The following is a 26280-nucleotide window of genomic DNA, read 5'->3' as shown; positions in this document are numbered from 1 at the left end:
CGCTTCAACAACCCGCCTATTCCGCCGGCGCGGCCAGCGGGCGCGGCTCGGAGCGCCGGCGCAGCCGGTCGATCAGGAGGTAGATCACCGGCGTCGTGTAGAGCGTCAGGATCTGCGAGACGAACAGGCCGCCGATGATGGTGATGCCGAGCGGGCGGCGCAGCTCCGTGCCGGGGCCGGTCGCGACCACCAGCGGAATGCCGGCGAACAGCGCCGCCATGGTCGTCATCAGGATCGGGCGGAAGCGCGCCTGGCAAGCCTCGAAGATCGCCTCGGCGGAGGACAGGCCGCGCTGGCGCTCGGCATCGAGCGCGAAGTCCACCATCATGATGCCGTTCTTCTTGACGATGCCGATCAACAGGATGATGCCGACGAAGGCGATCACCGTCAGCGGCGTGTTGGTCACCTGCAAGGCGAGCAGCGCGCCTAATCCGGCCGAGGGCAGCGTCGAGATGATCGTGAGCGGATGGGCGAGGCTCTCATAGAGCACGCCGAGCACGATATACATCGCGACCAGCGCGCCGAGGATCAGCAGCGGCTGTCGCCCGCTGGTCTTGGCAAAATCGCCGGCATTGCCGTCAAAACTGCCGCGGATGCCTTCCGGCATGTGCAGCTCCTCGACCGCGCGCTGGATGTTCTGCGTCGCGGCCTGGAGCGCAACGTCCGGCAACAGGTTGAACGACACCGTGGTCGAGGGGAAGGACTGCGAGTGATAGACCGCGAGCGCGGCGAGCCCGCGCGTCGCATGCACCACGGCCGACAGCGGCACCTGCGCGTCGCCCGCGCCGGCGACATAGATGCGGTCGAGATTGGACGGATCGACCTGGAATTTCGGGTCGATCTCCAGCACCGTCATGTATTGGTTGCGCTGGGTGTAGATGATCCCGATCTGCCGCTGCGAGAATGCGTTGTTCAGCGCGTTGTCGATATCCTGGACGCGGACGCCGAGCGCCGAGGCCTTCTGGCGGTCGATGGACAAGGTCAGCTGAAGCCCGCCGGGATCGCGGTCGCTGGAGACGTCGGTGATGCCGTCGACGCTCTCCATGCGCTTGGCCACGATCGGAGCCCACTTCTGGAGCAAACTGAGGTCGGTGCTGGTCAGCGTGTACTGGTAGTCGGAATCGCTCTGCCGTCCGCCGGCGCGGACATCCTGGGCGGCGAACATGAAGAGGCGGATGCCGGGGACCGGAAACAGTGCGCGCCGCAGGCGATCGATCACGACCTGCGTTGAAACGTGATCGCGCTGCTCCGGCGGCTTCAGGCTGATGAACATGGTGCCGCGGTTCGAGGTCGCGCCGCCCGGCCCGCCTCCGCCGCCGACCGTCGAGCCGATGCCGGCCACCGCCGGATCCTGCATGACGATGTCGGCGAGCCGCTGCTGAAGGCTGAGCATGGACTGGAACGAGATATCCGCCGAGGCGCGCGTCGCGCCGATGACGAAGCCGGAATCGTCGGTCGGAAAATAGCCCTTGGGGACCTTGATGTAGAGCACCACCGTCAGCCCGATCGTGGCGAAGAACACCAGCAGCGTCAGCAGCGGGAATTCCAGTACGGTGCGCAGGGTGCGGGCATAGAATGCGACGATGCGCGACAGCGAGCCCTCGATGATGCGATCGAACAGCGTCGCGGAGCCGGACGTGGTCTGCCGGATGTAATGGGCGCAGATCATCGGCGTGACCGTCAGCGACACGAGCGTCGACACCACGATCGCGAAGGTCAGCGTCAGCGAAAACTCGCGCAGCAGACGGCCGACGATGCCGTCCATGAAGATCAGCGGCGTGAACGCCGCGATCAGCGACAGGCTGATCGAGACCACGGTGAAGCCGATCTGCCTGGCGCCCTCGATCGCCGCCTGGAACGGCCGCATGCCGTGCTCGAGATTGCGGTACATGTTCTCGATCATGACGATGGCGTCGTCGACCACGAAACCGACCGAGATCGCCAGCGCCATCAGCGACAGATTGTCGATCGAAAAGCCGGCGACCCACATGCCGGCGCAGGTGCCGGCCAGCGCCAGCGGCACCGAGATGCCGGCCGCGATCGTCGGCGTGAGACGGCGCAGGAACACGAAAACCACGACCATCACCAGGATGGCGGTCGCCAGCAGCGTCCATTGCATATCCATCACGCTGGCGCGGATCGTGCTGGTGCGGTCGACGAGGGTGGAGACCTCCACGCCGGCCGGAATCCACTGCTTCAGCGCCGGGATCAGCGCCTTCACCCTGTCAACGGTGTCGATGACGTTGGCGTCGCCCTGCTTGGTGATCTGGATCAGCACCGCAGGCTGCTTGTTGAACCATGCGATCGAACGGGCATTGCGGACGCCGTCCTCGATCTCGGCGACATCGGCGAGGCGCACGAAATTGCCGTTCGCGCTCTTGATGACGATGTCGCGGAACTCCTTGGCCGTGCGCATTTGCTTGTTCAGCGACAGCGTCTCGCTCTGGCGCTCGCCGTTGAAGATGCCGACGGGGCCGAGCGGATTGGCGTTGATGATGGCGGTCCGGACGTCGTCGGTGGCGATGCCGGCGTTCGACAGCGCGACCGGATTGAGCTGGATCCGCACCGCCGGCTGGTCCGCGCCGCTGATCGTCACGTTGCCGACGCCGGGGACCTGCGAGATGCGCTGGGCCAGCACGGTGTCGGCGACATCGTAGATCGCGCTCGCCGCAAGGGTCTTCGAGGTCAGCGCCAACACGAAGACGGGCGCGCCGGCGGTGTTGGCCTTGCGGAAGCGCGGCAGCGTCGGCAGATCGCTCGGCAGGTCGACCAGTGCGGCGTTGATCGCCGCCTGCACGTCGCGCGCGGCCTTGTCGATGTTGCGGCCGATGTCGAACTGGAGCTGGATGTTGGTGGTGCCCAGCGACGACGTCGAGGTGATCTGGTTGATGCCCGAGATCTCGCCGAGCCGCCGTTCCAATGGCGAAGCCACGGTCGCGGCCATCACTGACGGGTCGGCGCCCGGACGGCTGGCCGAGACGAAGACGGCGGGGAAATCGACGTTCGGGACCGAGGCAACGGGCAGGAACTCGTAGGCCACGACACCCAGCAGGAACAACCCGATCGACAGCAGCGTGGTCGCAACCGGGCGGCGGATGAAGGGCTCCGAGATCGATGCCATCACTGCATCCCCTCGGTCGCGCCCGCGACGGGCGGACCGCCGGGCTCGACCGGCGGCAGCGCCTGCTCGAGGCGGCGGTTGATGCGGTCGAGCGCGAGATAGATCACGGGCGTGGTGTAGAGTGTGAGCAACTGGCTGAGCAGCAGCCCGCCGATGATGGAGATGCCGAGCGGAAACCGCAGCTCGGCACCGGTGCCGCTTTCGATCGCGAGCGGCAGCGCGCCGAACAGCGCCGCCAGCGTCGTCATCATGATCGGGCGGAAGCGCAGCAGGCAGGCCTGCACGATCGCCTCATGCGCCGGCATGCCCTGCCCGCGCTCGGCCTCGAGCGCGAAGTCGATCATCATGATCGCGTTCTTCTTGACGATGCCCATCAAGAGGATGATGCCGATCAGGCCGATCACCGAGAGGTCCTGGCCGCACAGCATCAGCGCCAGGATGGCGCCCACGCCGGCCGACGGCAGCGTCGAGAGGATGGTGATCGGGTGGATGTAGCTCTCGTAGAGCACGCCGAGCACGATGTAGATCGTGATCACGGCGGCGAGCAGCAGCCATGGCTGGCCGGCGAGCGCCTTGGCGAATTCGGCAGCGTCACCGGCGTAGACGCCGACGATGCTGTTGGGCATCTCGATCCGGGTCTCGATCGTCTTCACCGCCTCGACGGCATCGCCGAGCGCCGCGCCCGGCGCGAGGTTGAAGCTGAGCGAGATCGACGGGAATTGCGCCTGGTGCGAGATCGCGAGCGGGGCCGTGGTGCGCTTCAGCGTCGCCACGGCGGACAGCGGCACTTGCGCGTTCGGCGCGCCGACGGTGGCGCTGGCGGCGCCCGGCAGATACAGCTTCGACAGGATCGAGGGATCGCGCTGGTACATCGGCAGCGCTTCCAGCACCACGCGATACTGGTTGGCCTGGCCGTAGATCGTGGAGATCTGGCGCTGCGCGAAGGCGTCGTTGAGCGTGTCGGTGATGCCTTGCAGGCTGACGCCGAGCTGTCCGGCGCGGGTGCGGTCGACATCGAGCTGCGCCCGCAGGCCGCCTTCCTGCGCCTCCGAGGACACGTCACGGAACAGCGGGTCGTGCCGCATCTCCGCAACCAGCTTGCGCGCCCATTCCGAGACCAGCGCCGCGTCGGTGCCGGTCAAGGTGTACTGGTATTGCGAGCGGCTCGACTGGGTCGATATCTGCACGTCCTGCACCGGCTGGAAATACACGGTCATGCCGGGGATGCCGGCCACCCGCTCCTTCAGCCGGGTAATGACCACGCTGACATCGTCGCGGCGCTCGCCGCGCGGTTTCAGCGTCATGACGAGGCGCCCGACATTGGTGGTCGGGTTGACCGAGCCGGCCCCGATCACCGAGACAACACCGGTCACATCGGGATCGGCCTTGATGGCGTCGGCCGCCGCGGCCTGCCGTTTCTGCATCTCCGCGAACGAGACGTCAGGCCCAGCCTCCGTCACCGCCGTGATCGAGGCCGTGTCCTGGAGCGGCAGAAAGCCTTTTGGCGCCACGACGTAGAGAACGAGAGTTGCGATCAGCGTGGCGAAGGTCACGACCAGTGTGGCGCGCTGGCGTTCCAGCACCCACAGAAGCGTGCGGTGATAGGCCTCGACGGTCCGGTCGATGAAGCGGCTGATGGCGGCCAGTCCCGGTACCGCCAGCTCCTCGTGCGCGTGCTTGAGCAGGCGCGAGCACATCATCGGCGTCAATGTCAGCGAGACCACGGCCGAGGTCACGACCGCGATGGTCAGCGTTAGCGCGAATTCGCGGAACATGCGGCCGACGAGGCCCGACATGAACAGCAGCGGGATGAACACCGCGATCAGCGACACCGTCAGCGAGATCACGGTGAAGCCGATTTCGCTGGCGCCCTTCAGCGAGGCTTCCATCGCACTGTCGCCATTCTCCATGTGGCGGACGATGTTCTCGATCATGACGATGGCGTCGTCGACGACGAAGCCGGTGCCGATGGTGAGCGCCATCAGCGACAGATTGTCGAGGCTGAAGCCGGCGAAATACATGATTCCGAAGCTGGTGATCAGCGACAAGGGCAGCGCTACGCCCGCGATCAGCGTGGCCCGCAGCGAGCGCAGGAACAGCAGCACCACCAGCGTCACCAGCACGACGCTGAGGATCAGCGTGAACTGCACGTCCCGGACCGAGGCGCGGATGGTCACGGTGCGGTCGGAGACGATCGTGAGATTCACGCCGGCCGGAATCGCGCGCTGGACTTTCGGGATTTCGGCGCGGATCTGGCTGACGACGTCGATCACATTGGCGCCGGGCTGACGCTGGATGTCGATGATGACGGCGGGCGAGCCCTGGTACCAGCCGCCGGTGCGGTCGTTCTCGAGGCCGTCGACGATCTGCGCGACGTCGGCGATGGTGACGGGCGAGCCGTTGCGGTACGTGACGATGATGGGCTTGTAGGCGTCGGCGGCGGCGATCTGGTCGTTGGCCGCGATGATGTAGGATTGCTGCGCGCCGTCGAGCGAGCCTTTCGGCCCGGACACATTGGCGTTGGCGATCGCGGTGCGCAGATCCTCCATCGCGATGCCGTAAGCCGCGAGCCGCGCCAGATCCGCCTGGATGCGTACCGCCGGCTTCAGCCCGCCGAGCACCGAGACGCGACCGACGCCGGATATCTGGCTCAGCCGCTGCGCCAGCAGCGTGTCGGCGATGTCGCTCATCGCCCGCAGCGAGATCGTGTCGGAGCGCAGCGCCAGGGTCATCACCGGCGCGTCCGCCGGGTTCACCTTGGCGTAAGTCGGCGGATAAGGCAGCGTCTTGGGCAGCACGCCGGCCGCTGCGTTGATCGCCGCCTGCACGTCCTGGGTCGCGCCGTCGATGTCGCGGTTGAGGTCGAACTGGAGCGATATCTGGCTGACGCCGAACGAGCTGGTCGAGTTCATCGCCGAGAGCGACGGGATCTGGCCGAGCTGCCGCTCCAGCGGCGCGGTGATCAGCGAGGCGATCACGTCGGGGCTCGCACCGGGCAATTGCGTCGTCACCTGCACGGTCGGGAAGTCGACCTGCGGCAGCGCCGAGACCGGCAGCGCGAAATAGCCCAGCAGCCCGCCGATCAGGAGCGCGATGCCGAGCAGCGAGGTCGCGATCGGCCGTCGGATGAAGGGTTCGGAGACGCCCATGGGATGCGCCTGCCGCTCAGGCGGCTGTTGTCGGGATCATGGCTGCTTGGCTCCACTTCCCGATGCCCCAGGATTCGGCGGAGGCCCCGGTGCCGGTCCAGTCTGGCCCTTCTGGTCGCCTTCGCTGCTGCTCCGTTTCGCGCGGCGCTCGCCGTCCTTGCCTTGTCCGTCCCTCGGACCGTCTTTGGCGCCATCCTTCTTCTGACCGTCCGGCGCGCGCGCGCGCTTGCGCGGCGCGAGATCGGCCGACGGGGTCTGGTCGTCGCGGCCGATGACCACCTTGGAGCCGTCGGACAGATTGGCAAAGCCCGTCGTGACGACCCTGTCTTTCGGCGACAGGCCGCTGGCGATGACGGCGTCATGCTCGTTCTGCTGGGTCACCGTCACTGGCTTGGCCGCGACGACATTGTCCTCGCCGATGACATAGCTGAAGGTCCCGATCGGGCCGCGCTGCACGGCCGAGGTCGGCACCACCAGCGCCTGCGTCAAGGTCTCGACCTTGAGGCGGACGTTGACGAACTGACCCGGCCAGAGCTGGTAATTGGCGTTGGGGAATTCCGCCTTGAGCCTGAGCGTGCCGGTGGTCTGATCGACCTGGTTGTCGATGCCGGTGAGCTTGCCGGTATCGATCACGGTGATGCCGTCATTGCCGAACACGTCGACCGCGAGCGCGCCCTTCGATGCCGCCGCGTTGACGCGCATGATCTGCTGCTGCGGCAGGCTGAACCACACCGCGATCGGCTGCAATTGCGTGATCACCACGAGGCCGGTGGTGTCGGAGGCGTGGATGATGTTGCCCTGGTCGACCTGGCGAAGGCCGGCGCGGCCCGAGATCGGCGCCACGATCCTGGTATAGCTCAGCGTCGCCGCCGCGTTGTCGATCGCGGCCTGGTCGGCCTTGACCAGCGCCTCGGTCTGCGCGACCAGCGCGCGCTGGGTGTCGGCCTGCTGCTTGGAGCCGGCGTTGGACGCCGCGAGCTGCTCGTAGCGCGTGAGGTCGATGCGCTGGTTGGCGAGCTGGGCCTGGTCCTGCGCCTTCTTGGCGACGGCCTGATCGTACGTCGCCTGATACAGCGCCGGATCGATCTCGCCGACCACGTCGCCTTTCTTGACATCCTGGCCTTCCGTAAAATTCACCGCGATCAGCTTGCCGTCGACCTGGGAGCGCACGGTCACGGTGTTGAGCGCGCGGATCGCGCCGACGCCGTCGAGATAGACCGGAACGTCCTGGATCCGGGGCGTCGCCGCCAGCACCGGCACCGGCAGATCGGGCCGCTGGTTGCGGTTGTTGGCCTGAGGCTGCTGATGCATGGCGCTCCAGCCGAGATAGCCGAGACCACCGAGGATCGCGAACGTGATCAGGGTCATCACGAAGCCGCGGCCGCGCGACGCTTTCGCCGTCCCCTCCTTGGCGTCTTGCTTGGCATCCGGCTTAAAGAGCATTGACCGGTTTCTCCATCCTCGGCTCCCAGCCACCGCCGAGCGCCTGATACAGGCTGACGATGGCGAGGAGCCGTGCGAGTTGGGCCTGCGACAGCGCGTCTTCCGCCTGGAACAGGGTCAGTTGGGTGTTGAGCACGGTCACGATGTCGGCGGTGCCGGCGCGCAATTGCTGCTCGGCGAGGTCGAACGCGCGACGCGACGCGGTCACGACATCGCGCTGCAATTGCAGCTTGATCGTGGTCTGCTTGATCGAGAACAGCGCATTGTCGACGTCGGCAAACGACTGGACGATGGTCTTGCGATAGGTCTGGAGCAATTCGTCCTGCCGGGCCTTGGCATATTCGAAATTGCCGAGGATCTTGCCGCCGTCGAAGATCGGCTGCGTCGCGCTGCCGACGAGCTGGAAGAAGGCCGCGTGCGGCTGGAACAGCGACACCAGCGCGGAGCTCTGATAGCCGCCATTGCCGGTAAGCTGGATGGTCGGAAAGAACTGCGCACGGGCGTTGCCGATGTTCGCGGTCGCGGAGGCGAGCTGCGCCTCCTGGCGGCGGATGTCCGGCCGCTGCGTCAGGATCTCGGACGGCAGGCCGGGCGTCACGCGCGGGATCGCGATCCGGTTCAGCGAGCCGCCGAGCACGCGCACGCCCTCCGGCGGACGCGACACCAGCACCGCGAGCGCATTGACGTTCTGGTCGAGCGTCTGGCGCAGCGGCGGCACCAGCGCCTTCTGGTTGGCGAGCACGCTCTCCTGCTGGGCGACGTCGAGATCGGTGCCGGTGCCGGCCTTGCGCCGTTCCCTGACGGCATCGAGGATGCGCTGCGCGCTGGCGATGTTGCGCTGTGATGTCCTGATGCGATCCTGGGAAGCCAGCACCTGGAAATAGGCGTTGGCGACCCCTGCCAGGGTCGTCAGCGCGACGACGTCGCGATCGAAGCGGTTGGCGTTTGCTGTCTCTTCGGCGGTTTGCAACGCGTCCCGGTTCTGGCCCCAGAAGTCGAGCTGGTAGCTCGCGCTCAGCGAAGCCGAATAATTGACCACCTCGCGGCCACCATTGGTGAGGCCCGAGGACGACGAGCCGGAGGTGCGCGAATAGGTTTCGGAGCCGCCGCCCGACAGGCTCGGCAGCAGCGCAGCCCCCGCCTGCCGCGCCTGGGCGTCCGCCTGTACGATACGCGAGACGGCCGCGGCGATGTCGAGATTGACGGTCTGCGCCTCCTCCATCAGCTGCGTCAGCTCCGCGGAGCGGAAGCCGCGCCACCAATCCAGCGTGGGTGGCGCGTCGGCCTTGCCGGCGTATTTGTACTGCGCGGGAACATCGAGCGCGGGATCCGGCAGATCCTGCGTCAGAACGCAGGCTCCGGAGGCCGCGGCAAGGCACAGCACCACACCCCAGCGCGCCGCATGCCGCGCTGGAAACACCGACCCAAAGGATCGCCGCATGGCGACCACAGGACCATCCCGTGTCACATCCACCCTCCGCCGGGCAGATAAAGCCGCCACCGCGCAGCCGGATTAACCGATTCGCGGCGGGGCAGTCGGAGGGCTTTGGACAGCTCGTTCACCACGGTGATGCTTTCTGCGGAACCTGGGCTTCATACTAGCCGGGTGTGCAACAGCGTGACAGTCCCGCAGCTGCGAAACGCACACCCCAACATACCGGCATCGGCGCGACTCAAATGCAGAATAGACCTGTCCTGCAGCAATCTTTCGCATTGCCGCGCCACCATGAACGCGTTCAAGCTTACCAAGATTTCATGTGATATTGCCGCCACACCTGCACCGGAGCCGTCCGACCACTCTCACGAGGTCGTCAGCTTCCGAAAGCGGGGACGCGTCCGCTCGCAGGTCGGACTTCCACCCTCGACGCGCGCTCTCAACACCGTTGAGGCCCCCTCCTTGGTCGAGCTCGCATGCGCTTCGACATTGCAGCGTCCCGCGAGGGCGCACAAGGCCGATCAGCTCCGCTCGCCGCGACAGTTATCTTCCATATCCCGATGGCGGCTTGCCATATCCATCTCCTGATCATCGGCTTCGCGGCAAGCAGGTCTCTCCTGCCGGAATATCGCTGCTTTGGCGGGCGTTTGGGCCTGTTTCGCCGCAGCGCAAAAGCCTTCCCCTTTTGCTTCCCAAGCACTAGGTTCTGGCCAACCTGATCAACCTCTTTGCCAGTGATTTTCCCCGACATGACCATCAAAAACGACGTTGTCGAAGCCATCGGCAACACCCCGCTGATCAAGCTCAAGCGCGCATCGGAATTGACCGGCTGCACCATCCTGGGCAAGGCCGAGTTCATGAATCCCGGCCAGTCGGTGAAGGACCGCGCCGGCAAATGGATGATCCTGGAAGCCGAGAAGCGCGGCGAGCTCAAGCCCGGCGGCCTCGTGGTGGAAGCGACCGCCGGCAATACCGGCATCGGCCTTGCCGTGGTCGCGAGTGCCCGCGGCTACCGTACGCTGATCGTGATCCCGGAGACGCAGAGCCAGGAGAAGAAGGATTTTCTGAAGCTGTGCGGTGCCGAGCTGCTGGAATCGCCGGCCCTGCCCTATTCCAATCCGAACAACTACCAGCATGTCGGCCGCCGGCTCGCCGATGAACTGCGCAAGACCGAGCCCAACGGCGTGCTGTTCGCCGACCAGTGGAACAACCTCGACAACGCCAAGGCGCATTACGAGTCCACCGGCCCCGAGATCTGGCAGCAGACCGGCGGCAAGCTCGACGGTTTCGTCTGCTCGGTCGGCAGCGGCGGCACGCTTGCCGGCACCAGCCGCTATCTCAAGGAGAAGAACAAGGATATCCGCATCGCCTGCGCCGATCCGCACGGCGCCGGCATGTATGAATATTTCAGGACCGGCGATGCCAAGGCGACGCCCGGCGGCTCAATCACCGAGGGGATCGGCCTCAACCGCGCGACTGCGATCGTCGAGACCGCGAAGGTCGATGACGCCTATCTCATTTCCGACGCCGAAGCGGTCTCGGTGATCTACGAGCTGCTCCAGCACGAGGGCCTCTGCCTCGGCGGCTCCACCGGCATCAACATTGCCGGCGCGATGCGGTTGGCAAAGCAGCTCGGCCCCGGCAAGACGATCGTCACCGTGCTGTGCGATTCCGGCAGCCGCTACCAGTCGAAGCTGTTCAACGCCGACTTCATGCGCGCCAAGAATCTGCCCGTGCCGGAATGGCTGGAGAAGCGCAGCAACATCAAGCTGCCGTTCGTTTAGCTCCAGGTCGGCCGCGGCGATCCCCGCGATACCCGTGCGAGACGCGCGTTCGATAGCGAGGGCTTGACCTCGCTCCGGTGCGACTCGAGGGGAGTGCCGTAGGAGCCTTCGCCGTCGCCGCCCGGCCAGAAAATCAGCACCAGCATCAGCGCGAGGTTGACGAGCGCTCCGAGCGCCGTTCCCTGATGCTCCTGCCCGATCGCCCAGGCCGGAAACCGGCCTGCGACGAGATGGTCGACGATCATGAGCGCGAACCAGGCCGGGATCACGCAGACCGGATCCCAGCCGATGTCGCGAATGCGCATCGACTGCAGCGTGAAGGTCGCAATTCCGAACAAGACGATCGCAGCGATGATTGCCCAGCTAACCCGAGGCACAATAATCGCGCCAGAACTCGCGATAGCCCGCCTCGACCCTGCGCGTGTACGTCTCGACATTGCCGGCGGGCGAAGCTGCGATCCGGGCCGGCAGCTCCGCGCGCAGCTTCGCCAGATGATCAAGCTGCGCTGCGTATTTGCAGGCGATCGCGGCATAGCCCTCGTCGTCGTCGGCAACCCAGTCGCTGAGACCGACGGCGGCCACGATCGAGCCGCCGGCGCGCGACGAGGAGCCGCTGCCGAGCTTGGCGATGACCGGAACTCCCGCATAGAGGGATTCCCAGGTGCTGATGCCGCCATTTTGCGGGAAAGTGTCGAGCGAGATGTCGACATTGGCAAAGGCCCGCAGATGCTCGGCGCGGGGGGTCGAGCCCAGGCACGTGACGTTCGCTTCGGCAATGCCCTGCGCCACGAACCGCGCGATCAGGCTGTCGCGCAACAACGGATCGTCAAGCAGCGTATGCTTGACGATGATCTTCGACCCGGTCACCTCCCGCATCACTTTGGACCAGACGCGGATAGCCTCGTCCGAAATCTTGTAGATGCGGTTGAATACGCCGAAGGTGACATGGCCGTTGCGGAGCATGGGAGGCTCCGATGCAGGCACATCCAGAACGGGATCGATCGTGATCAGGCACGGCAGGTCAAAGACCTTCTCGACCAGCAGATGGCGCGCCGATTGCGGAATGAAGACCGGATCCGCGAGCACGTGGTCCATGGCCTGAAGGCCCGTGCCGGTCGCATGCCCGAAACCCGTGACCTGAATGGGGGCCGGCTTGCGGGCGAAGACAGGAAGCCTGTTGCCGGTCGTATGCCCGGACACATCGATCAGGATATCGATCCCGTCGGCCTGAATGCGATCGGCCAGCTCGTCGTCCGAAAGCTGCCAGGCGTCGACCCAGACGTCGGCCGCCGCCTTGAATTCCGCAGTCATCTCGTCCTGTCGCGGCGAGCAGGAATAGCAGACGATCTCGAATTTGGCGTGATCGTGATGGCGCAGCACCGGCAACAGCGTGAACGCCGCCGAATGGTACCAGAACTCGGCAGCAACGTAACCGATCACGATCCGCCGCTCCGGATCGAGCTGCCGGGGTAAGAGAGCCCTTCGCGGGAACCTGGCGCCGATCACCTGCCCCCAGTGTTTTCGCGCAGCCTGCTGAACCGCGAAATCGGCCTCGGACAGATAGTCGAGAAAGAAGATCTTCCGCGCGATCAAGTCCGCATTATCCGGCGCGATTGCCAGCGCCGCGTCGAGATGCCGGATCGCGGACGCGATCTCTCCCTGGTTTGCGAAACAGGCGCTCAGCAGGGTCATGGCGATCGCAGAGCGCGGGTTTTCCTCGAGCAAGGTGTTGCAGGCCAAGATCGCCTGCGCCGTATTGCCCATGCTGAGCGAGACTTGCGCCTTCCCCTGCAAGGCCACCTCGAGCCTGGGCGAAAGCGCAAGCGCTGCATCGAAATCCGCCGCCGCCTGTTGCGGGCGCGACAGCGCGAGATTGAGCCGCCCACGATGCGCCAGAGCCTTGGCCGAACCGGGCCTGATCTTCAGCGCCGCCGCGAGCGCGGCTTCGGCCTCATCGTAATGCTTGAGGTCGATACCGACTACGCCTTTGCCGACGAGCGCTTCCGCGTGACGCGGCTGGAACAATAAAGCGCGATCGAAACTTTGCCTGGAGCGCTCAAACTGGCCCAGCGCCAGCTCCGCCAAGCCACGATTGCAAAGCGCATCCGCATGGTCGGGCTTCAGCCTGATGGCGCGATCGTACAGTTCGATGGCCTGCTCGGGCAGGTTCATGTGGAGCAAGGTATTGCCGAGGCCGGTCAGGGCCAGCGCAAAATTCGGCTTCAGCGCGATCGCCTTCTCCTGACAGGTCCGGGCGGCCTCAAATTTCCGACGGCCGAAGTGTACCGCCGCGAGATTGTTGTAGGCCTCGTGCGAACGCGGATCGATCGCGATCGCGCGCTCGAGCAGTTGTTGCGCCTCCTCCAGGCGTCCGCCCTGCTGCACGGACAGGCCGAGCAGGTGTGTGGCGTCGAAATGATCCGGAACAGCTTGCAGGACCTGGCGGCAGAGCGCCTCGGTCTCCGCATATCTGCCCTGGCCATAGGCGCTCGCCGCGGCGGTAATGATACCGTCCGCCTGCTTCTTCAACTTCTTCTGCAATCGCGCATTCTGAAATGCGCGCGCGCCGGCGCTGCTCTGCAAGGTTCTCTCCGGAGGATGGCCCGGGAGGAGTCTAGCTGATTCGCAGCCAGGACCGGCTGCTCAGCCGGTCCGGCAAACTCCGGGATATGCCGGTGCTCGGCGCAGGCTTCGCCTACGCAACGTCGCAGCGTTCGGAGGCATCGGCGCAATAGTCGCGCCAGAACTGGCGGTAACCCGCTTCGAGCTCACGCGTGTAGATCTCGACATTGCCTGCGGGCGAGGCCGCGATCCGGGCCGGCAAATCTGCGCGCAACTTCGCCAGATGATCGGGCTGCGTCGCAAACTTGCGGGCGATCTCGATGTAGCCGTCGTCATCCTCGGCGACCCAGTCGCCGAGACCGACGGCGGCGACGATGGAGGCGCCGGCACGCGAGGACGCGCCGTTGCCGAGCTTGGCCACGACGGGAACGCCCTTGTAGAGCGATTCCCAGGTGCTGATGCCGCCATTCTGCGGGAACGTGTCGAGGGATATGTCAACCTGGCCAAAGGCAAGCAGGTGGTCGTTGCGGGAGGTGGTGCCGAGGCACGTGATGCTCTCCTCGGCAATGCCCTGCGCCACGAAGCGCGCGACCAGGCTGTCGCGCAGCAATTGATCGTCGAGCAAACCATGCTTGATGATGATCTTCGATCCCGGCAGTTCGCTCATCAGGCGCGACCACACACGGATCGCGTGATCCGAAATCTTGTAAATGCGGTTGAAGACGCCGAAAGTGACATAGCCGTTGCGGAGCATCGGAAGCTCGGAAGGCTGCTGATCCGAGACGGGCTCGATCGTGATCAGACACGGCAGATCGTGGATCTTTTCGGCAAACAGATGCCGGACCGATGGCGGAATGAAAACGGGATCCGCGAGCACATAGTCCATGGTCTGCATGCCCGTGCCCGTCGCGTGCCCGAAGCCGGTGGCCTGGATCGGAGCCGGCTTCCGCGCGAAAGTCTGCAGCCTGTTACCGGTCGTGTGGCCCGATACGTCGATGAGGATGTCGACATTGTCGGCCTGAATGCGATCGGCGAGCTCGTCGTCCGAAAGCCCCCAGGCGTCAACCCAGACGTCCGCCATTGGCTTGAACATGGCGGTATACTCGTCCGCTCCCGGCCAAGTGTAATAGCAGATGATTTCAAATTTCGTGTGATCGTGATGGCGCAACACCGGCAGCAGAGAGAGCCCCGCCGAGTGCTGCCGGAATTCGGCAGCGACATAGCCGACAACAATCCGCTTTTCCGGATCGAGCGGCCGCTTCGGCAGCGTCCGCCGCGGCAGCTTGGAGCCGATCAGGTCCCACCAGTCTCGTCGCACCGCCTGCTGGACCACGAAATCGGCTTCCTCGCGGTAGTCCTGCAGGAAGATTTTTCCCCTGATCGCATCGCCATAGTCGGGCCTTATCGCCAGCGCGCGATCGAGATATTCGATTGCGGTGTCCATCTCTCCCTGGTTCGAATACGCGAAGCCCATCAACGCCAACCCAATTTCGGAGCGCGGATTTCGCTCGATCAAGGTCGTTGCGGCCGCGATCGCCTGCGCGGTCTTTCCGACGACGAGGCAGGCCTGCGCCTTGCCCCGGAGGGCTAGTTCGAGCTTGGGCGAGATCGCAAGTGCCGCCTCGAAATCCGCAAGTGCCTGCTCCACGCGCTGCAATTCGTAGCTAAGCCGCCCACGCTGAGCCAGGATTCGCGGCGAGCCGGGCTTGATCGCGAGCGCCATGGCAAGCTTGGCTGCCGCATCGTCGTGGTGCCGGAGTTCCATGCTGACCATGCTGTTGCCGACGATTGCCTCGGCATGGCGCGGCTGAAACAGCAGGGCGCGCTCGAAACTTTCCCTCGCGCGCTCGACTTGTCCAAGCAGGATCTCGATCATGCCCCGATTGCAGAACGCATCGGCATAGTCCGGCTTCAACTTGATGGCGCGTTCGTGCAGCTCGAGGGCCTGCCCATACAGCCCCAGATGCATCAGCGTGTTGCCAAGATTGGTCAGCGCGACCGCGAAATTCGGCTTCAGCGCGATGGCTCTCTCCTGGCACCGCCGCGCCTCTTCGTAATTGCCGAGGTCGAAATGCACGGTAGCGAGGTTGTTGTGGGCATCATGCAGGCGCGGATCGAGTGCAATCACGCGCTCGAGCAGCTCTTGCGCCTCCTCCAGTCGCCGGCCGTCATGCGCGCACATGCCGAGCAGGTGCATGGCGTCGACATGATCTGGAAGCGCTTTCAGGATCTCACGGCAGAGCGCCTCGGTCTCCGCATATTTACCCTGGCCATAGGCGCTTGCCGCGGCGGAGAGGACGGCATCCACCTGCTTCTTCAACTTCTTCTGCAATCGCGCGTTCTGGAACGCGCGCGCGCCGGCGCTGCTCTGCAAGGTTGCTCTCCGAAGGGTGACCCGGGATGAGTCTAACTGATTCGCAAGCCTTCCCGGCCGGTCGGCAGGACCGGCGGCACCCCCGGAATTTCCCGGTGCTCAGTGCAGGATCTGGCTCTGGAACAGCCGACCGGCCTACACAGCATCTCCGCCTTCCGGGGCCGCGGCACAATAGTCGCGCCAGAACTTGCGATAACCCGCTTCGACCTCGCGCGTGTAGCGTTCGACGTTGCCGGCGGGCGAAGCTGCGATCCGAGCCGGCAACTCCGCGCGTAACTTCGCCAGATGGTCAGGCTGCGCTGCGTATTTGCAGGCGATTGCAGCATAGCCCTCGTCATCCCCGGCGACCCAGTCGTCGAGGCCGACGGCGGCCACGATGGAGCCGCTGGCGCGCGACGAGGAACCGTTGCCGAGCTTGGCGACGACCGGAACACCAGCATAAAGGGATTCCCAGGTGCTGATGCCGCCGTTTTGCGGGAAAGTATCGAGTGAGATGTCGACATTCGCAAACGCCAGCAGATGCTCGCGGCGCGAGGTCGAGCCCAGGCAGATGACGTTCTCCTCGGCAATGCCCTCGGCCGCGAACCGCGCGATCAGCCTGTCGCGCAGCAATGCATCGTCAAGCAGCCCGTGCTTGATGACGATCTTCGATCCGGTCACCTCTCGCATCACTTTCGACCAGACGCGGATGGCCTCGTCCGAAATCTTGTAGATGCGGTTGAACACGCCGAAGGTCACATGGCCGTTGCGGACCATGGGAAGCTCCGATGGGGGCATATCCATAATCGGCTCGATCGTGATCAGGCACGGCAGATCATGGACCTTTTCGGCAAGCAGATGGCGCGCCGATTCCGGAATGAAGATTGGATCGGCGAGCACGTAGTCCATGGTCTGAAGGCCGGTCCCTGTGGCGTGTCCAAAACCCGTGACCTGGATGGGGGCCGGCTTGCAGGCGAAAACAGGAAGCCTGTTGCCGGTCGTATGCCCGGACACGTCGATCAGAATATCGATCCCGTCGGACTGAATACGATCGGCCAGTTCGTCGTCCGAAAGCTGCCCGGCATCGACCCAGACGTCTGCGAGAGACTTGAATCTCTCGGTAACCTCATCCTGCAACGGCCAGCAGGAATAGCAGACGATCTCGAACCTGGCATGATCATGATGGCGCAGCACCGGGAACAGAGCGAACGCGGCCGAGTGGTTCCTGAATTCGGAAGCGACATATCCAATCACGATCCGTTTGTCCGGATCGAGCTTGCGGGGCGACAACGCCCGTTGCTTCAATTTGGCGCCGATCGCATCGCCCCAGGATCTTCGCACCGCCTGCTGGACCACGAAATCGGCCTCCGGCAGATAATCCAGCAGGAAGATCTTGTATCCGATGGCATCCGGATAGTCCGGCGAGATTTCCAGCGCCGCGTCGACGTGCGCGAGCGCCGTCGCGATGTCTCCCTGGTTCACGTAGCAGGAAGCCAGAAGCGTCATTCCGATGTCGGATCGCGGATTTTCCTCGAGCATGGTCTTGACCGCCGCAATCGCCTGCGCCGTGTTTCCCAGGAGAATGTTGACTTGCGCCTTCCAGCGCAGCGCGAGGTCAAGCCTCGGCGATTGCGCCAGCGCCGCATCGAAGTCCGCTGCCGCCTGCTCGTGCCGGGACAGGATCAAATTGAGCCGTCCGCGCTGCACCAGAATCCTCGGTGAACCTGGCTTGATCGCGAGCGCTGCCGCGAGGGCGGCCGCCGCCTCTTCGTAGTGCCGGAGCTCGATGCACACCATTCCCTTGCCGGCGATCGCTTCGGCATGACGCGGCTGAAACAACAGGGCGCGATCGAAACTCGCCTCGGCGCGCTCGAACTGACCCATCGTCAGCTCCGCCATGCCACGATTACAAAATGCATCGGCATAGTCCGGCCTCAGATGAATGGCGCGGTCGTGCAGTCCGATCGCCTGCTCGCCGAGGCCCATGTGCAGCAGCGTATTGCCGAGATTGGTCAGGGTGATCGGACAATTCGGCTTGAGCGCGATGGCCTTCTCCTGGCTTGCGCGGGCGGCCTCAAATTTCTGAAGATCGAAATAGACGATCCCGAGATTCCCATGGGCGTCGGGCGAGCGCGGATCGAGCGCAATCGCGCGCTCCAGCAGTTGTCGCGCCTCCTCCAGCCGCCGGCCGTCGTACGCGCGCAGGCCGAGCAGGTGCGTGGCGTGGAAGTGATCCGGAACTTCCTGCACAATCTGGCGGCAGAGTGTCTCGGCCTCCGCGTACCTGCCCTGCCCGAGCGCCTGAATCGCGACGGCCATAACGGCGTCCGCCTGCTTCCTCAGCTTCTTTTCCAAGCGCGCGTTCTGGTATGCGCGCGCGCCGACACTACCCTGCAAGGTCTCTCTCCGGAGTATGGCCCGAAGAGAGACTGGCTGATTCGCATGGTGCCAAGCTGACCGGTCAGTTAGACCGGCGATTCCAGCGAATAGCCGGTGCTCACCGCAAAATCTGGCTCAGGAACAGTTTTGTGCGGGCGTGTTGCGGGCTGGCAAAGAATTCGTGCGGGGTGTTGGCCTCGATGATCTGGCCGGCATCCATGAACACGACGCGGTTGGCGACCTCGCGGGCAAAGCCCATCTCGTGGGTCACGACCAGCATCGTCATGCCCTCCTCGGCGAGGTCGACCATGGTGTCCAGCACCTCCTTGACCATCTCGGGGTCGAGGGCCGACGTCGGCTCGTCGAACAGCATCACCTTCGGGTTCATGGTCAGGGCGCGCGCGATCGCGACGCGCTGCTGCTGGCCGCCGGACATCTGCCCCGGAAACTTGTTGGCCTGGTGCGGAATCTTGACCCGCTCCAGGAATTTCATTGCGGCCGCCTCGGCGTCCTTCTTGGGGATGTTGCGTACCCAGATCGGCGCCAGCGTGCAATTGTCCAGCACGGTCAGATGCGGGAACAGGTTGAAGCTCTGGAACACCATGCCGACTTCGCGGCGCACGGCATCGACATGCTTGAGGTTCGGCCCGAGCTCGATGCCGTCAACGACGATCTCGCCTTCCTGAAACTCCTCGAGCGCGTTGATGCAGCGGATCAAGGTCGACTTGCCCGAGCCCGAGGGGCCGCAGATCACGATGCGCTCGCCCTTGTGGACATCGAGGTCGATGTCGCGCAGCACGTGAAACTCGCCGTACCATTTGTTCAGGCCGGAAATCTTGACGATGGGGTCGGACATGGTGAGCTCGATCAGTTGCGGCGGTGAGCATTGAGGCGGTGCTCGACAAAAAGCGAGTAGCGCGACATTCCAAAGCAGAAGATGAAGTAGATGATGCCTGCGAAGGCGAAACCGGTGAACGCGGTCGACGGCGTCGACCATTTCGGGTCCGAGAACGACGCCCGGAGCGAGCCCAGCAGGTCGAACAGAGCCACGATCGAGACCAGCGAGGTGTCCTTGAACAGCGAGATGAAGCTGTTGACGAGGTTCGGAATGACGTGACGCAGCGCCTGCGGCAGCACGATCAGCGAGGTCGTCTTCCACCAGGACAGCCCGAGGGCCGCCGCGGCCTCGCCCTGCCCGCGCGGGATCGCAGCCAGCCCGCCGCGGACGTTCTCGGCCTGATACGCGCCGGTGAACAGCGCGATGCCGATCAGCGCGCGCACCAATCCGTCGATCGTGAAATTGCCGGGCAGGAACAGAGGCAGCATGTAGGTCGCGAAGAACAGCACGGTGATCAGCGGCACGCCGCGCCAGAACTCGATGAAGGCGATCGAGAAGATCCGGATCAGCGGAATGGTCGAGCGACGGCCGAGCGCCAGCGCGATGCCGATCGGCAGCGAGGTGACGATGCCGGTGACGGAGACCACTAGCGTCACCAGCAGGCCGCCCCACAGATTTGTCGAGACGACCGGCAATCCGCCGTGGTCGAGACCCATCAGTTTGATCACGATCGCAATGGCGACGAAGGTGGCGATGCTGGATGTCAGCGCCCGCCCGCCGGTGCGAACGCCGCCGCCGAGAACGAAGGCGATCAGGGACACGATCGCGGCCGTGATGGCGAAATCGGCCCAGACCGACTGTCCCGTCCCCTGGAGCTGGTCGCGGAGCCAGGTCAGCGGAAAGATCAGCCAGTAGATCGCGGTACCGACCAGCACGATCAGATTGCCGGCCACCCACAGCAGCGGCCCGATGGCCGAGCTCTTGCTGAGAGCGAGCACGGCCCGCCCCGCGCCGATGATACTGTCGTCGAACAATTGCAGCAGGCCGGCCGTCCAGCTCAGGCCGAAGCCGGTGATGCCGCCGCCGTACAGCAGAAAGAATGCAACCACCGGAAAAGCGAAGAAAAACAGGCCGGCGTTCAGTCCTTTCGACGGCAGGCGCGGAATCAGCAACGGCAACAGCAGAACCGCCGCCAGGACGAGCGTGAGGTTGACCCGCCAGCGTTCGGCCTCGGGATAGAAACCGTAGATCAGTTGCGGCAGCTTGGCCTGGATGTAGGGCCAGCAGGCACCGACGGCAAAGCCGGCGGTCTCGGTCAGGCATGCCGTGCGATCATGACCGGTCCAGACCGCATCGACCATCAGGAACTTGACGCTGGGAATGATGGTGAACCACAGCAGCAGGGCGCCGACGATCGTGAGCAGGATATTGGTCGGCGAGTTGAACAGGCGCGTGCGCACGAGGCCGATGAAGCCCGTGGTCTTCACCGGCGCGGGACGCTCATTGAGAAGGTCCTGGCGGACGAAACTGGACGAGGTGATATCGCTCATGCGCCGAGGCTCCGGCTGACGCGCCAACCGTAGACGCTCATGACGGCGCTGGTGAGCAGCGAGATCAGGAGATAGACGCCCATCGTCATGGCGATGATCTCGATCGCCTGCCCGGTCTGGCTCAGCGACGTGCCGGCGAACACGGAGACGAGGTCGGGATAGCCGATCGCGACCGCCAGCGAGGAGTTCTTGGTCAGGTTGAGATACTGGTTGGTCAACGGCGGAACGATCACGCGCATCGCCTGCGGCACGACGATCAGGCGGAGCGTGGTGCCGCGGCTCAGGCCCAGCGAGGATCCGGCCTCCATCTGGCCGCTGTGGACGGAGAGGATGCCCGCGCGCACGATCTCGGCGATGAAGGAGGCCGTGTAGGTCGACAAGGCCAGCGTCAGTGCCACGAACTCCGGGATGATCCGCGAGCCGCCGGCAAAATTGAAGCCCTTGAGCTGCGGCAGCTCGAAGCTGAAGGGCAGACCGAAAATCAGCATGGTGACGAGCGGAAGGCCGAACAGAAGGCCCAGCACGTAGGGCCAGATGCGGATCACCTGGCCCCGCTGGAACAGCGCCCGGCGTGCATGGACGCGGAGCGCCAGCGAAGCCACGATGCCGAGCGCCAGCACCACAACAAACGCCTCGAAGCCGCTCTCGCCGATCGGGCGCGGGATGACGAGACCGCGATTGCTGACGAAGGCAAGCCCGAACAGCGAAATGCTTTGCCGCGGATTGGGCAAGGCCGCGAGCACCGCCAGGTACCAGAACAGGATCTGGAACAGCAGCGGCAGGTTGCGAATGATCTCGACATAGAGCTCGCCGATGCGCGACAGCAGCCAGTTGGGCGACAGCCGGCACAGCGCGACGATGAATCCGATCACGGTGGCAAAGAAGATGCCCACCACCGAGACCACGAGCGTGTTGAGGAGCCCGACCACGAACACGCGCAGGAACGTGTCCGAGCCGGTATAGGAGATCAGGGTCTGGTTGACGTCGAAGCCGGCATTGTTCCTGAGGAAGCCAAACCCTGCGGCTATGTGCTGGTTCTCGAGGTTGGCGCGGGCATTGGAGACGATTTCATAGGCAATCCAGCCGAGGACCGCAGCGAAGACAAACTGGACGGCGATGCCGTTCCAGCCTGTCTTGCCGCCCAGCACGCGCCTGATCTTCAGCGCGATCTGGGTCGGCGGTTTTCGGGCCTCGGTGCTCATCGCCGCTATCAGGCGGGATCAGCGGATCGGCGGCGCGTACTGGAGACCGCCCTTGTTCCAGAGATTGTTGAGGCCGCGATTGATGGCGAGCGGCGAGCCGGCGCCGACGTTACGGTCGAACACCTCGCCATAATTGCCGACGGCTTTCACGATGCGCACCACCCAGTCCTTGGTCAGTCCGAGCTGTTCGCCGAAATTGCCGTCGGTGCCGAGCACGCGCTTCAGCTCCGGGTTTTCCTGCTTCGCCTTCTCGTCGACGTTCTTCGAGGTCACGCCGAGCTCTTCGGTGGTGATCATTGCGAACAGCGTCCATTTCACGATGTCGAACCACTGGTCGTCGCCGTGGCGAACCATCGGCCCGAGCGGTTCCTTCGAGATGATTTCCGGCAGCACCATGTGATCGCCGGGGTTGGCGAGCTTGAGGCGGTTGGCGTACAGGCCCGACTGGTCGGTGGTGAAGACGTCGCAGCGCCCGGCCTCATAAGCCTTCACGGTTTCGTCGTTGGTGCCGAACGCGATCACCTCGTACTTCATGTTGTTGGCCTTGAAGTAGTCGGCGAGGTTCTGCTCTGTGGTGGTTCCGGTCTGGACGCAGACCGAGGCGCTGTTGAGCTCGAGCGCCGAATTCACCTTCAGCGACTTCTTCACCATGAAGCCCTGCCCGTCATAATAGGTCACGCCGGTGAAGTTGGCGCCGAGCGAGGTATCGCGCGAGAGGGTCCAGGTGGTGTTGCGCGACAGCACGTCCACTTCGCCGGATTGCAGCGCCGTGAAGCGGTCCTTGGCGGACAGCGGCACGTACTTGACCTTGGTCGGATCGTTGAAGATCGCGCCCGCGATCGCGCGGCAGACGTCGACGTCGAGGCCGGTCCAGTTGCCCTTGTCGTCGGGCGAGGAGAAACCAGGGAGGCCCTGGCTGACACCGCAGGCCAGCATGCCGCGGTCCTTGATGGTCTTGAGCGTTTGGGCATCGGCGGCTTGGGCGGAGAGGCCGGCGGCGAGAGCAAGAGTGAGAGCCAGGGTTACGCGTTTCATGGGCTTTGGGCCTTTCAAAGTCGTCTCAAGGTCAGGAACGTTATCTTTGGGATCGTCTCTGCCAGGGCTAGCCGTATCAAGACCAGCCTTGCAAGAGTCATGCTGGAAACCTTGCCGAACACCCGCCGATCCAGGGAGGCCACACCTTAATCCCCGCCGAGAGGCGCCCGCCGCTTATGGCTATGGCGCAAGGTCCGGTCAGGCGATGGATCGAAGGTCGCAGCAGGCCCCTCAACATGCGGCGACTGAATAGCACCTGCGCATCACAGAACGACTGGCGAGCCGGGTCAAGGGGTTGACGGGACTCTTCTGTGATCTGTTATTAACGAGGACGGCCTCCGGCCGGCCCGCAAGGTCGCCTCGCGCCAAGCGGAAACGCGGTTTTGAAAGCAGACGCATGGATTCCTCGCACCCCACCGAGCAGCACGCCGAGACCCGGCTGGTCACCTCCGGCCGCGACACCAAGGCGCAGAAGGGGTTCGTCAATCCGCCGGTGTTCCACGGCTCGACCGTGCTCTATCCGACCGCCGAGGACCTCCATGCCCATCGCGGCGAGTTCACCTATGGCCGCCACGGCTCCCCCACCACCAAGGCTTTCCAGGAGACGCTGATGGCGCTGGAGGGGCCGCAATGCGCCGGCGTCGGCATCGTGCCGTCGGGCCTGTCGGCGATCTCCACCACCCTGCTCTCAGTGCTGAAGACCGGCGATCATCTCCTGGTCTGCGACAACGTCTACCGGCCCTCGCGCAATTTCTGCAACGCCATGCTCGCCCGCCTCGGAATCGAGACCACCTATTTCGATCCGATGATCGGCGCCGGCATCGACAGGCTGTTCAAGCCGAACACCCGTGCGGTGCTGGTGGAGGCGCCGGGCTCGCAATCGTTCGAGATGCCTGATATCCGCGCCATCGCCGAGATCGCGCATGCGCGCGGCGCGCTCGTCATCGACGACAACACCTGGGCGACGCCGCTCTACCACCGCTCGCTCGAGCAGGGCGTCGACATCAGCATGCAGGCCGCGACCAAATATATCGGCGGCCATTCCGACATCATGTTCGGCACCGTCTCGGCCAACGCCAAGGCGTGGCCGATGGTGGCCGAAGGCATCCGCCTGCTCGGTGTCTGCGCCGGTCCGGACGACGTCTTCCTGGCGCTGCGCGGCCTGCGCACCCTGTCGGTACGGCTCGCGCAGCATCATCGGTCCGGGCTCGACATGGCGCGCTGGCTCGCAGCCAGGCCCGAGGTCGCGCGCGTGCTGCATCCGGCACTCGAAACCGATCCGGGGCACGCGATCTGGAAGCGCGACTTCACGGGCGCCTCGGGCCTGTTCAGCATCGTGCTGAAGCCGGCGCCACGGGAGGCCGTCGACACCATGCTGAACACGCTCAAGCTGTTCGGCATGGGCTTCTCCTGGGGCGGCTTCGAGAGTCTTGCGATTCCCTTCGACTGCGACGGCTATCGCACCGCGACCAAGTGGGCGCCGGGCGGCCCTACCCTGCGTCTCCACATCGGGCTCGAGAGCACCGACGACCTCAAGGCCGATCTCGACCGCGGTTTCGCTGCCCTCAAAGCGGCAATGTGAGCCTGCTCACAAGGCATTCCGCCTGAGGACGCGGCACCGCGTCCCGGGGAACGCGCAGCCGCCCAAGGGCGTTGACGCCCACGCGCCAACAAAGGGTTGATCCGCTGAAATTTGGCGCTAGCCTCACCAATCGACTCCAATCCGGACACGGAGCATGGGAACGTTGGTTCTGCTCGATCTGATGGGCGGCGTGGCGCTGTTGCTGTGGGGCCTGCACATGGTCCACAGCGGAATTCTGCGCGCCTTCGGCCCGGATTTGCGGCGGCTGCTCGGCAGGGCGCTCGGCAACCGCTTCAACGCGTTCGCCGCCGGCCTCGGGCTGACCGCGCTGCTCCAGAGCAGCACCGCGACCGCGCTGATCACCAGTTCGTTCGCAGCAGAAGGACTCGTCAGCCTCGCCGCCGCACTCGCCATCATGCTGGGGGCCAATGTCGGCACGACGCTGATCGTGCAGGTGCTGTCGTTCAACATCGCAGCCATCGCGCCTGTCCTGTTCGTGCTCGGGCTGGTCGCCTTCCGCTCCGGTCCGCGCTCGCGCATCAAGGACATTGGCCGCGTCCTCATCGGCCTCGGCCTGCTGCTGCTGTCGCTGCACATCCTGCTCGACACGCTGGCTCCGGCCGAGAACGCGCCCGGCGTCCGCGTCATCATGTCGGCCATCACCGGCGATCCCATTCTGTGCATCGTGATCGCCGCACTCATCACCTGGGCCGTCCATTCGAGTGTCGCCAGCGTGCTCTTGATCATGTCGCTGGCCTATTCGCAGTTCATCACGCCCTATGCAGCGCTGGCCCTCGTGCTCGGCGCCAATCTCGGCAGCGCCATCAATCCCGTGTTCGAGGGCGCCAGGCGCGACGATCCCGCCAGCTATCGCCTGCCGCTCGGCAATCTCGTCAACCGCGTGGTCGGGATTGCGCTGGTTCTGCCGTTCCTGAACGGGATCGCGGCGCACATGCACGCATGGCAGCCGGATCTCGCCAGGATGACGGCAGCCTTCCACATCGCCTTCAACGTCGGCACCGCCGTCATCTTCATCGGGCTGCTCGACACCATGTCCCGGCTCCTGACCCGGCTGCTGCCCGATCGGGTCCAGGAAGACGATCCGGCCCGGCCGCGCTATCTCGACGAGAGCGCACTGGAGACGCCGTCACTGGCGCTCGCCGATGCCGCCCGCGAGACGCTGCGGATGGGCGACTTCGTCGAGGTGATGCTGCGCAAGGTCATGGCCGCGATGATGACGGGCGACCGCACCTTGGTCGACCAGGTCACGAAGATGGACAATGTGGTCGACGGCCTGGATGAAGCCATCAAGCTCTACGTGACGAAACTTATGCGCGGCAGCCTCGACGAGAGCGAGGGACGGCGCGCGATGGAGATCATCTCCTTCGCCATCAATCTCGAGCATATCGGCGACATCATCGACAAGAGTCTGAGCGAGCTTGCGACCAAGAAGATCAAGCGCCGTTTCCAGTTCTCGGCCGAGGGCGCCGACGAACTCGCCGCCTTCCACAAGCGAACGATGGAATCGTTGCGGATCGCCTTCGGCGTCTTCATGTCGGGCGATGCCAACGAGGCAGGCAAGCTGCTGGTGGAGAAGACCACGCTGAAGAACGCCGAGCTCGCCGCCGTCGAGCACCATCTCGACCGCCTGCGCGAGGGCCGCCCCGAAACCATCGAGACCACGTCGCTGCACCTCGACGTGCTGCGCGACCTGCGCCGGATCCATTCGCACATCTGCTCGGTCGCCTATCCCGTGCTGGATGCCGCGGGCGAGCCGTATCGCAGGACTGAGACGGAGACCGCCGCCCTGCCCGCATCGGGCGCGGCGTCGGCGCTGCCGCGCTAAG

16 protein-coding genes are annotated in these 26280 nt (G+C 64.8%); 4 read left to right on the top strand and 12 right to left on the bottom strand.

Annotated features, from left to right (window positions below; translation table 11 throughout):
- Positions 1 to 16: 16 nt before the first annotated feature.
- From NR187_RS34385 to NR187_RS34370, 4 genes are read right to left on the bottom strand one after another with little or no spacing between them, the layout of a single operon-like run.
- Positions 17 to 3121 (bottom strand): efflux RND transporter permease subunit, encoded by a 3105-nt coding sequence (locus tag NR187_RS34385; protein ID WP_211385786.1) that lies wholly within the window; start codon positions 3119 to 3121, stop codon positions 17 to 19.
- Positions 3121 to 6270 carry an efflux RND transporter permease subunit gene (locus NR187_RS34380; protein ID WP_256809450.1) on the bottom strand — a complete coding sequence of 1050 codons (3150 nt, stop codon included), beginning with the start codon at positions 6268 to 6270 and terminating at the stop codon, positions 3121 to 3123. Before NR187_RS34380 ends, NR187_RS34385 begins: the two co-directional genes overlap by 1 nt.
- Positions 6271 to 6306: 36 nt before the next feature.
- A complete protein-coding gene (locus tag NR187_RS34375) occupies positions 6307 to 7713 on the bottom strand; it encodes an efflux RND transporter periplasmic adaptor subunit (protein ID WP_256809449.1) in 1407 nt (468 codons plus the stop codon).
- Positions 7703 to 9154 (bottom strand): efflux transporter outer membrane subunit, encoded by a 1452-nt coding sequence (locus NR187_RS34370; protein WP_211385783.1) that lies wholly within the window; start codon positions 9152 to 9154, stop codon positions 7703 to 7705. Before NR187_RS34370 ends, NR187_RS34375 begins: the two co-directional genes overlap by 11 nt.
- Positions 9155 to 9624: 470 nt before the next feature.
- On the opposite strand from NR187_RS34370, the gene NR187_RS34365 reads away from it, so the two are divergent.
- Positions 9625 to 9867, top strand: a complete 243-nt coding sequence (locus NR187_RS34365; protein WP_256809447.1) for a hypothetical protein — start codon at positions 9625 to 9627, stop codon at positions 9865 to 9867.
- 30 nt (positions 9868 to 9897) lie between these two features.
- A complete protein-coding gene (locus NR187_RS34360) occupies positions 9898 to 10932 on the top strand; it encodes a cysteine synthase A (RefSeq protein ID WP_256809446.1) in 1035 nt (344 codons plus the stop codon).
- On the opposite strand, the gene NR187_RS34355 is transcribed toward NR187_RS34360, so the two are convergent.
- The 8 genes from NR187_RS34355 to NR187_RS34320 all read right to left on the bottom strand — a co-directional run bounded on the left by NR187_RS34355 (position 10929) and on the right by NR187_RS34320 (position 22851).
- Positions 10929 to 11309: a hypothetical protein gene (locus NR187_RS34355; protein ID WP_256809445.1), complete on the bottom strand. Its 381-nt coding sequence runs from the start codon at positions 11307 to 11309 to the stop codon at positions 10929 to 10931. The two genes, NR187_RS34360 and NR187_RS34355, sit on opposite strands and share 4 nt — an antisense overlap.
- On the bottom strand, positions 11296 to 13515 hold the full coding sequence (locus NR187_RS34350) for a tetratricopeptide repeat protein (RefSeq protein WP_256809444.1): 2220 nt from the start codon (positions 13513 to 13515) through the stop codon (positions 11296 to 11298). The genes NR187_RS34355 and NR187_RS34350 overlap by 14 nt, the downstream gene beginning before the upstream one ends.
- Positions 13516 to 13627: 112 nt before the next feature.
- Positions 13628 to 15868 carry a tetratricopeptide repeat protein gene (locus NR187_RS34345; protein WP_211385780.1) on the bottom strand — a complete coding sequence of 747 codons (2241 nt, stop codon included), beginning with the start codon at positions 15866 to 15868 and terminating at the stop codon, positions 13628 to 13630.
- 135 nt (positions 15869 to 16003) lie between these two features.
- Positions 16004 to 18244 carry a tetratricopeptide repeat protein gene (locus NR187_RS34340; protein WP_211385779.1) on the bottom strand — a complete coding sequence of 747 codons (2241 nt, stop codon included), beginning with the start codon at positions 18242 to 18244 and terminating at the stop codon, positions 16004 to 16006.
- A 100-nt stretch (positions 18245 to 18344) separates the two neighbouring features.
- On the bottom strand, positions 18345 to 19082 hold the full coding sequence (locus NR187_RS34335) for an amino acid ABC transporter ATP-binding protein (protein ID WP_211385778.1): 738 nt from the start codon (positions 19080 to 19082) through the stop codon (positions 18345 to 18347).
- Between the two features lie 11 nt (positions 19083 to 19093).
- Positions 19094 to 20614, bottom strand: a complete 1521-nt coding sequence (locus tag NR187_RS34330; protein ID WP_211385777.1) for an amino acid ABC transporter permease — start codon at positions 20612 to 20614, stop codon at positions 19094 to 19096.
- Positions 20611 to 21816: an amino acid ABC transporter permease gene (locus tag NR187_RS34325; RefSeq protein ID WP_211385776.1), complete on the bottom strand. Its 1206-nt coding sequence runs from the start codon at positions 21814 to 21816 to the stop codon at positions 20611 to 20613. The genes NR187_RS34330 and NR187_RS34325 overlap by 4 nt, the downstream gene beginning before the upstream one ends.
- Positions 21817 to 21834: 18 nt before the next feature.
- The gene (locus NR187_RS34320; RefSeq protein ID WP_211385775.1) at positions 21835 to 22851 is read right to left on the bottom strand and encodes an amino acid ABC transporter substrate-binding protein; all 1017 of its coding nucleotides are present in this window, start codon (positions 22849 to 22851) and stop codon (positions 21835 to 21837) included.
- Between the two features lie 397 nt (positions 22852 to 23248).
- Here NR187_RS34320 and metC point away from each other — a divergent pair, with 397 nt between their 5' ends.
- Together metC and NR187_RS34310 are read left to right on the top strand one after the other, a co-directional pair.
- On the top strand, positions 23249 to 24433 hold the full coding sequence (metC, locus tag NR187_RS34315; RefSeq protein WP_256809443.1) for a cystathionine beta-lyase: 1185 nt from the start codon (positions 23249 to 23251) through the stop codon (positions 24431 to 24433).
- Between the two features lie 154 nt (positions 24434 to 24587).
- On the top strand, positions 24588 to 26279 hold the full coding sequence (locus NR187_RS34310; protein WP_256809441.1) for a Na/Pi cotransporter family protein: 1692 nt from the start codon (positions 24588 to 24590) through the stop codon (positions 26277 to 26279).
- The last annotated feature ends 1 nt before the right edge of the window (position 26280 follow it).

Source organism: Bradyrhizobium sp. Bra64 (genome assembly GCF_024519875.1).
GTDB classification, from domain to species: Bacteria; Pseudomonadota; Alphaproteobacteria; order Rhizobiales; family Xanthobacteraceae; genus Bradyrhizobium; species Bradyrhizobium japonicum_G.
This window is presented reverse-complemented; position numbering and strand designations above follow the sequence as displayed.

What these genes read in the sequence shown, in the direction of transcription:
- NR187_RS34385 (WP_211385786.1), bottom strand. Translation starts at nt 3,121, where the DNA reads ATGGCATCGATCTCGGAGCCCTTCATCCGCCGCCCGGTTGCGACCACG.
- NR187_RS34380 (WP_256809450.1), bottom strand. Translation starts at nt 6,270, where the DNA reads ATGGGCGTCTCCGAACCCTTCATCCGACGGCCGATCGCGACCTCGCTG.
- NR187_RS34375 (WP_256809449.1), bottom strand. Translation starts at nt 7,713, where the DNA reads ATGCTCTTTAAGCCGGATGCCAAGCAAGACGCCAAGGAGGGGACGGCG.
- NR187_RS34370 (WP_211385783.1), bottom strand. Translation starts at nt 9,154, where the DNA reads ATGCGGCGATCCTTTGGGTCGGTGTTTCCAGCGCGGCATGCGGCGCGC.
- NR187_RS34365 (WP_256809447.1), top strand. Translation starts at nt 9,625, where the DNA reads ATGCGCTTCGACATTGCAGCGTCCCGCGAGGGCGCACAAGGCCGATCA.
- NR187_RS34360 (WP_256809446.1), top strand. Translation starts at nt 9,898, where the DNA reads ATGACCATCAAAAACGACGTTGTCGAAGCCATCGGCAACACCCCGCTG.
- NR187_RS34335 (WP_211385778.1), bottom strand. Translation starts at nt 19,082, where the DNA reads ATGTCCGACCCCATCGTCAAGATTTCCGGCCTGAACAAATGGTACGGC.
- NR187_RS34330 (WP_211385777.1), bottom strand. Translation starts at nt 20,614, where the DNA reads ATGAGCGATATCACCTCGTCCAGTTTCGTCCGCCAGGACCTTCTCAAT.
- NR187_RS34325 (WP_211385776.1), bottom strand. Translation starts at nt 21,816, where the DNA reads ATGAGCACCGAGGCCCGAAAACCGCCGACCCAGATCGCGCTGAAGATC.
- NR187_RS34320 (WP_211385775.1), bottom strand. Translation starts at nt 22,851, where the DNA reads ATGAAACGCGTAACCCTGGCTCTCACTCTTGCTCTCGCCGCCGGCCTC.
- metC (WP_256809443.1), top strand. Translation starts at nt 23,249, where the DNA reads ATGGATTCCTCGCACCCCACCGAGCAGCACGCCGAGACCCGGCTGGTC.
- NR187_RS34310 (WP_256809441.1), top strand. Translation starts at nt 24,588, where the DNA reads ATGGGAACGTTGGTTCTGCTCGATCTGATGGGCGGCGTGGCGCTGTTG.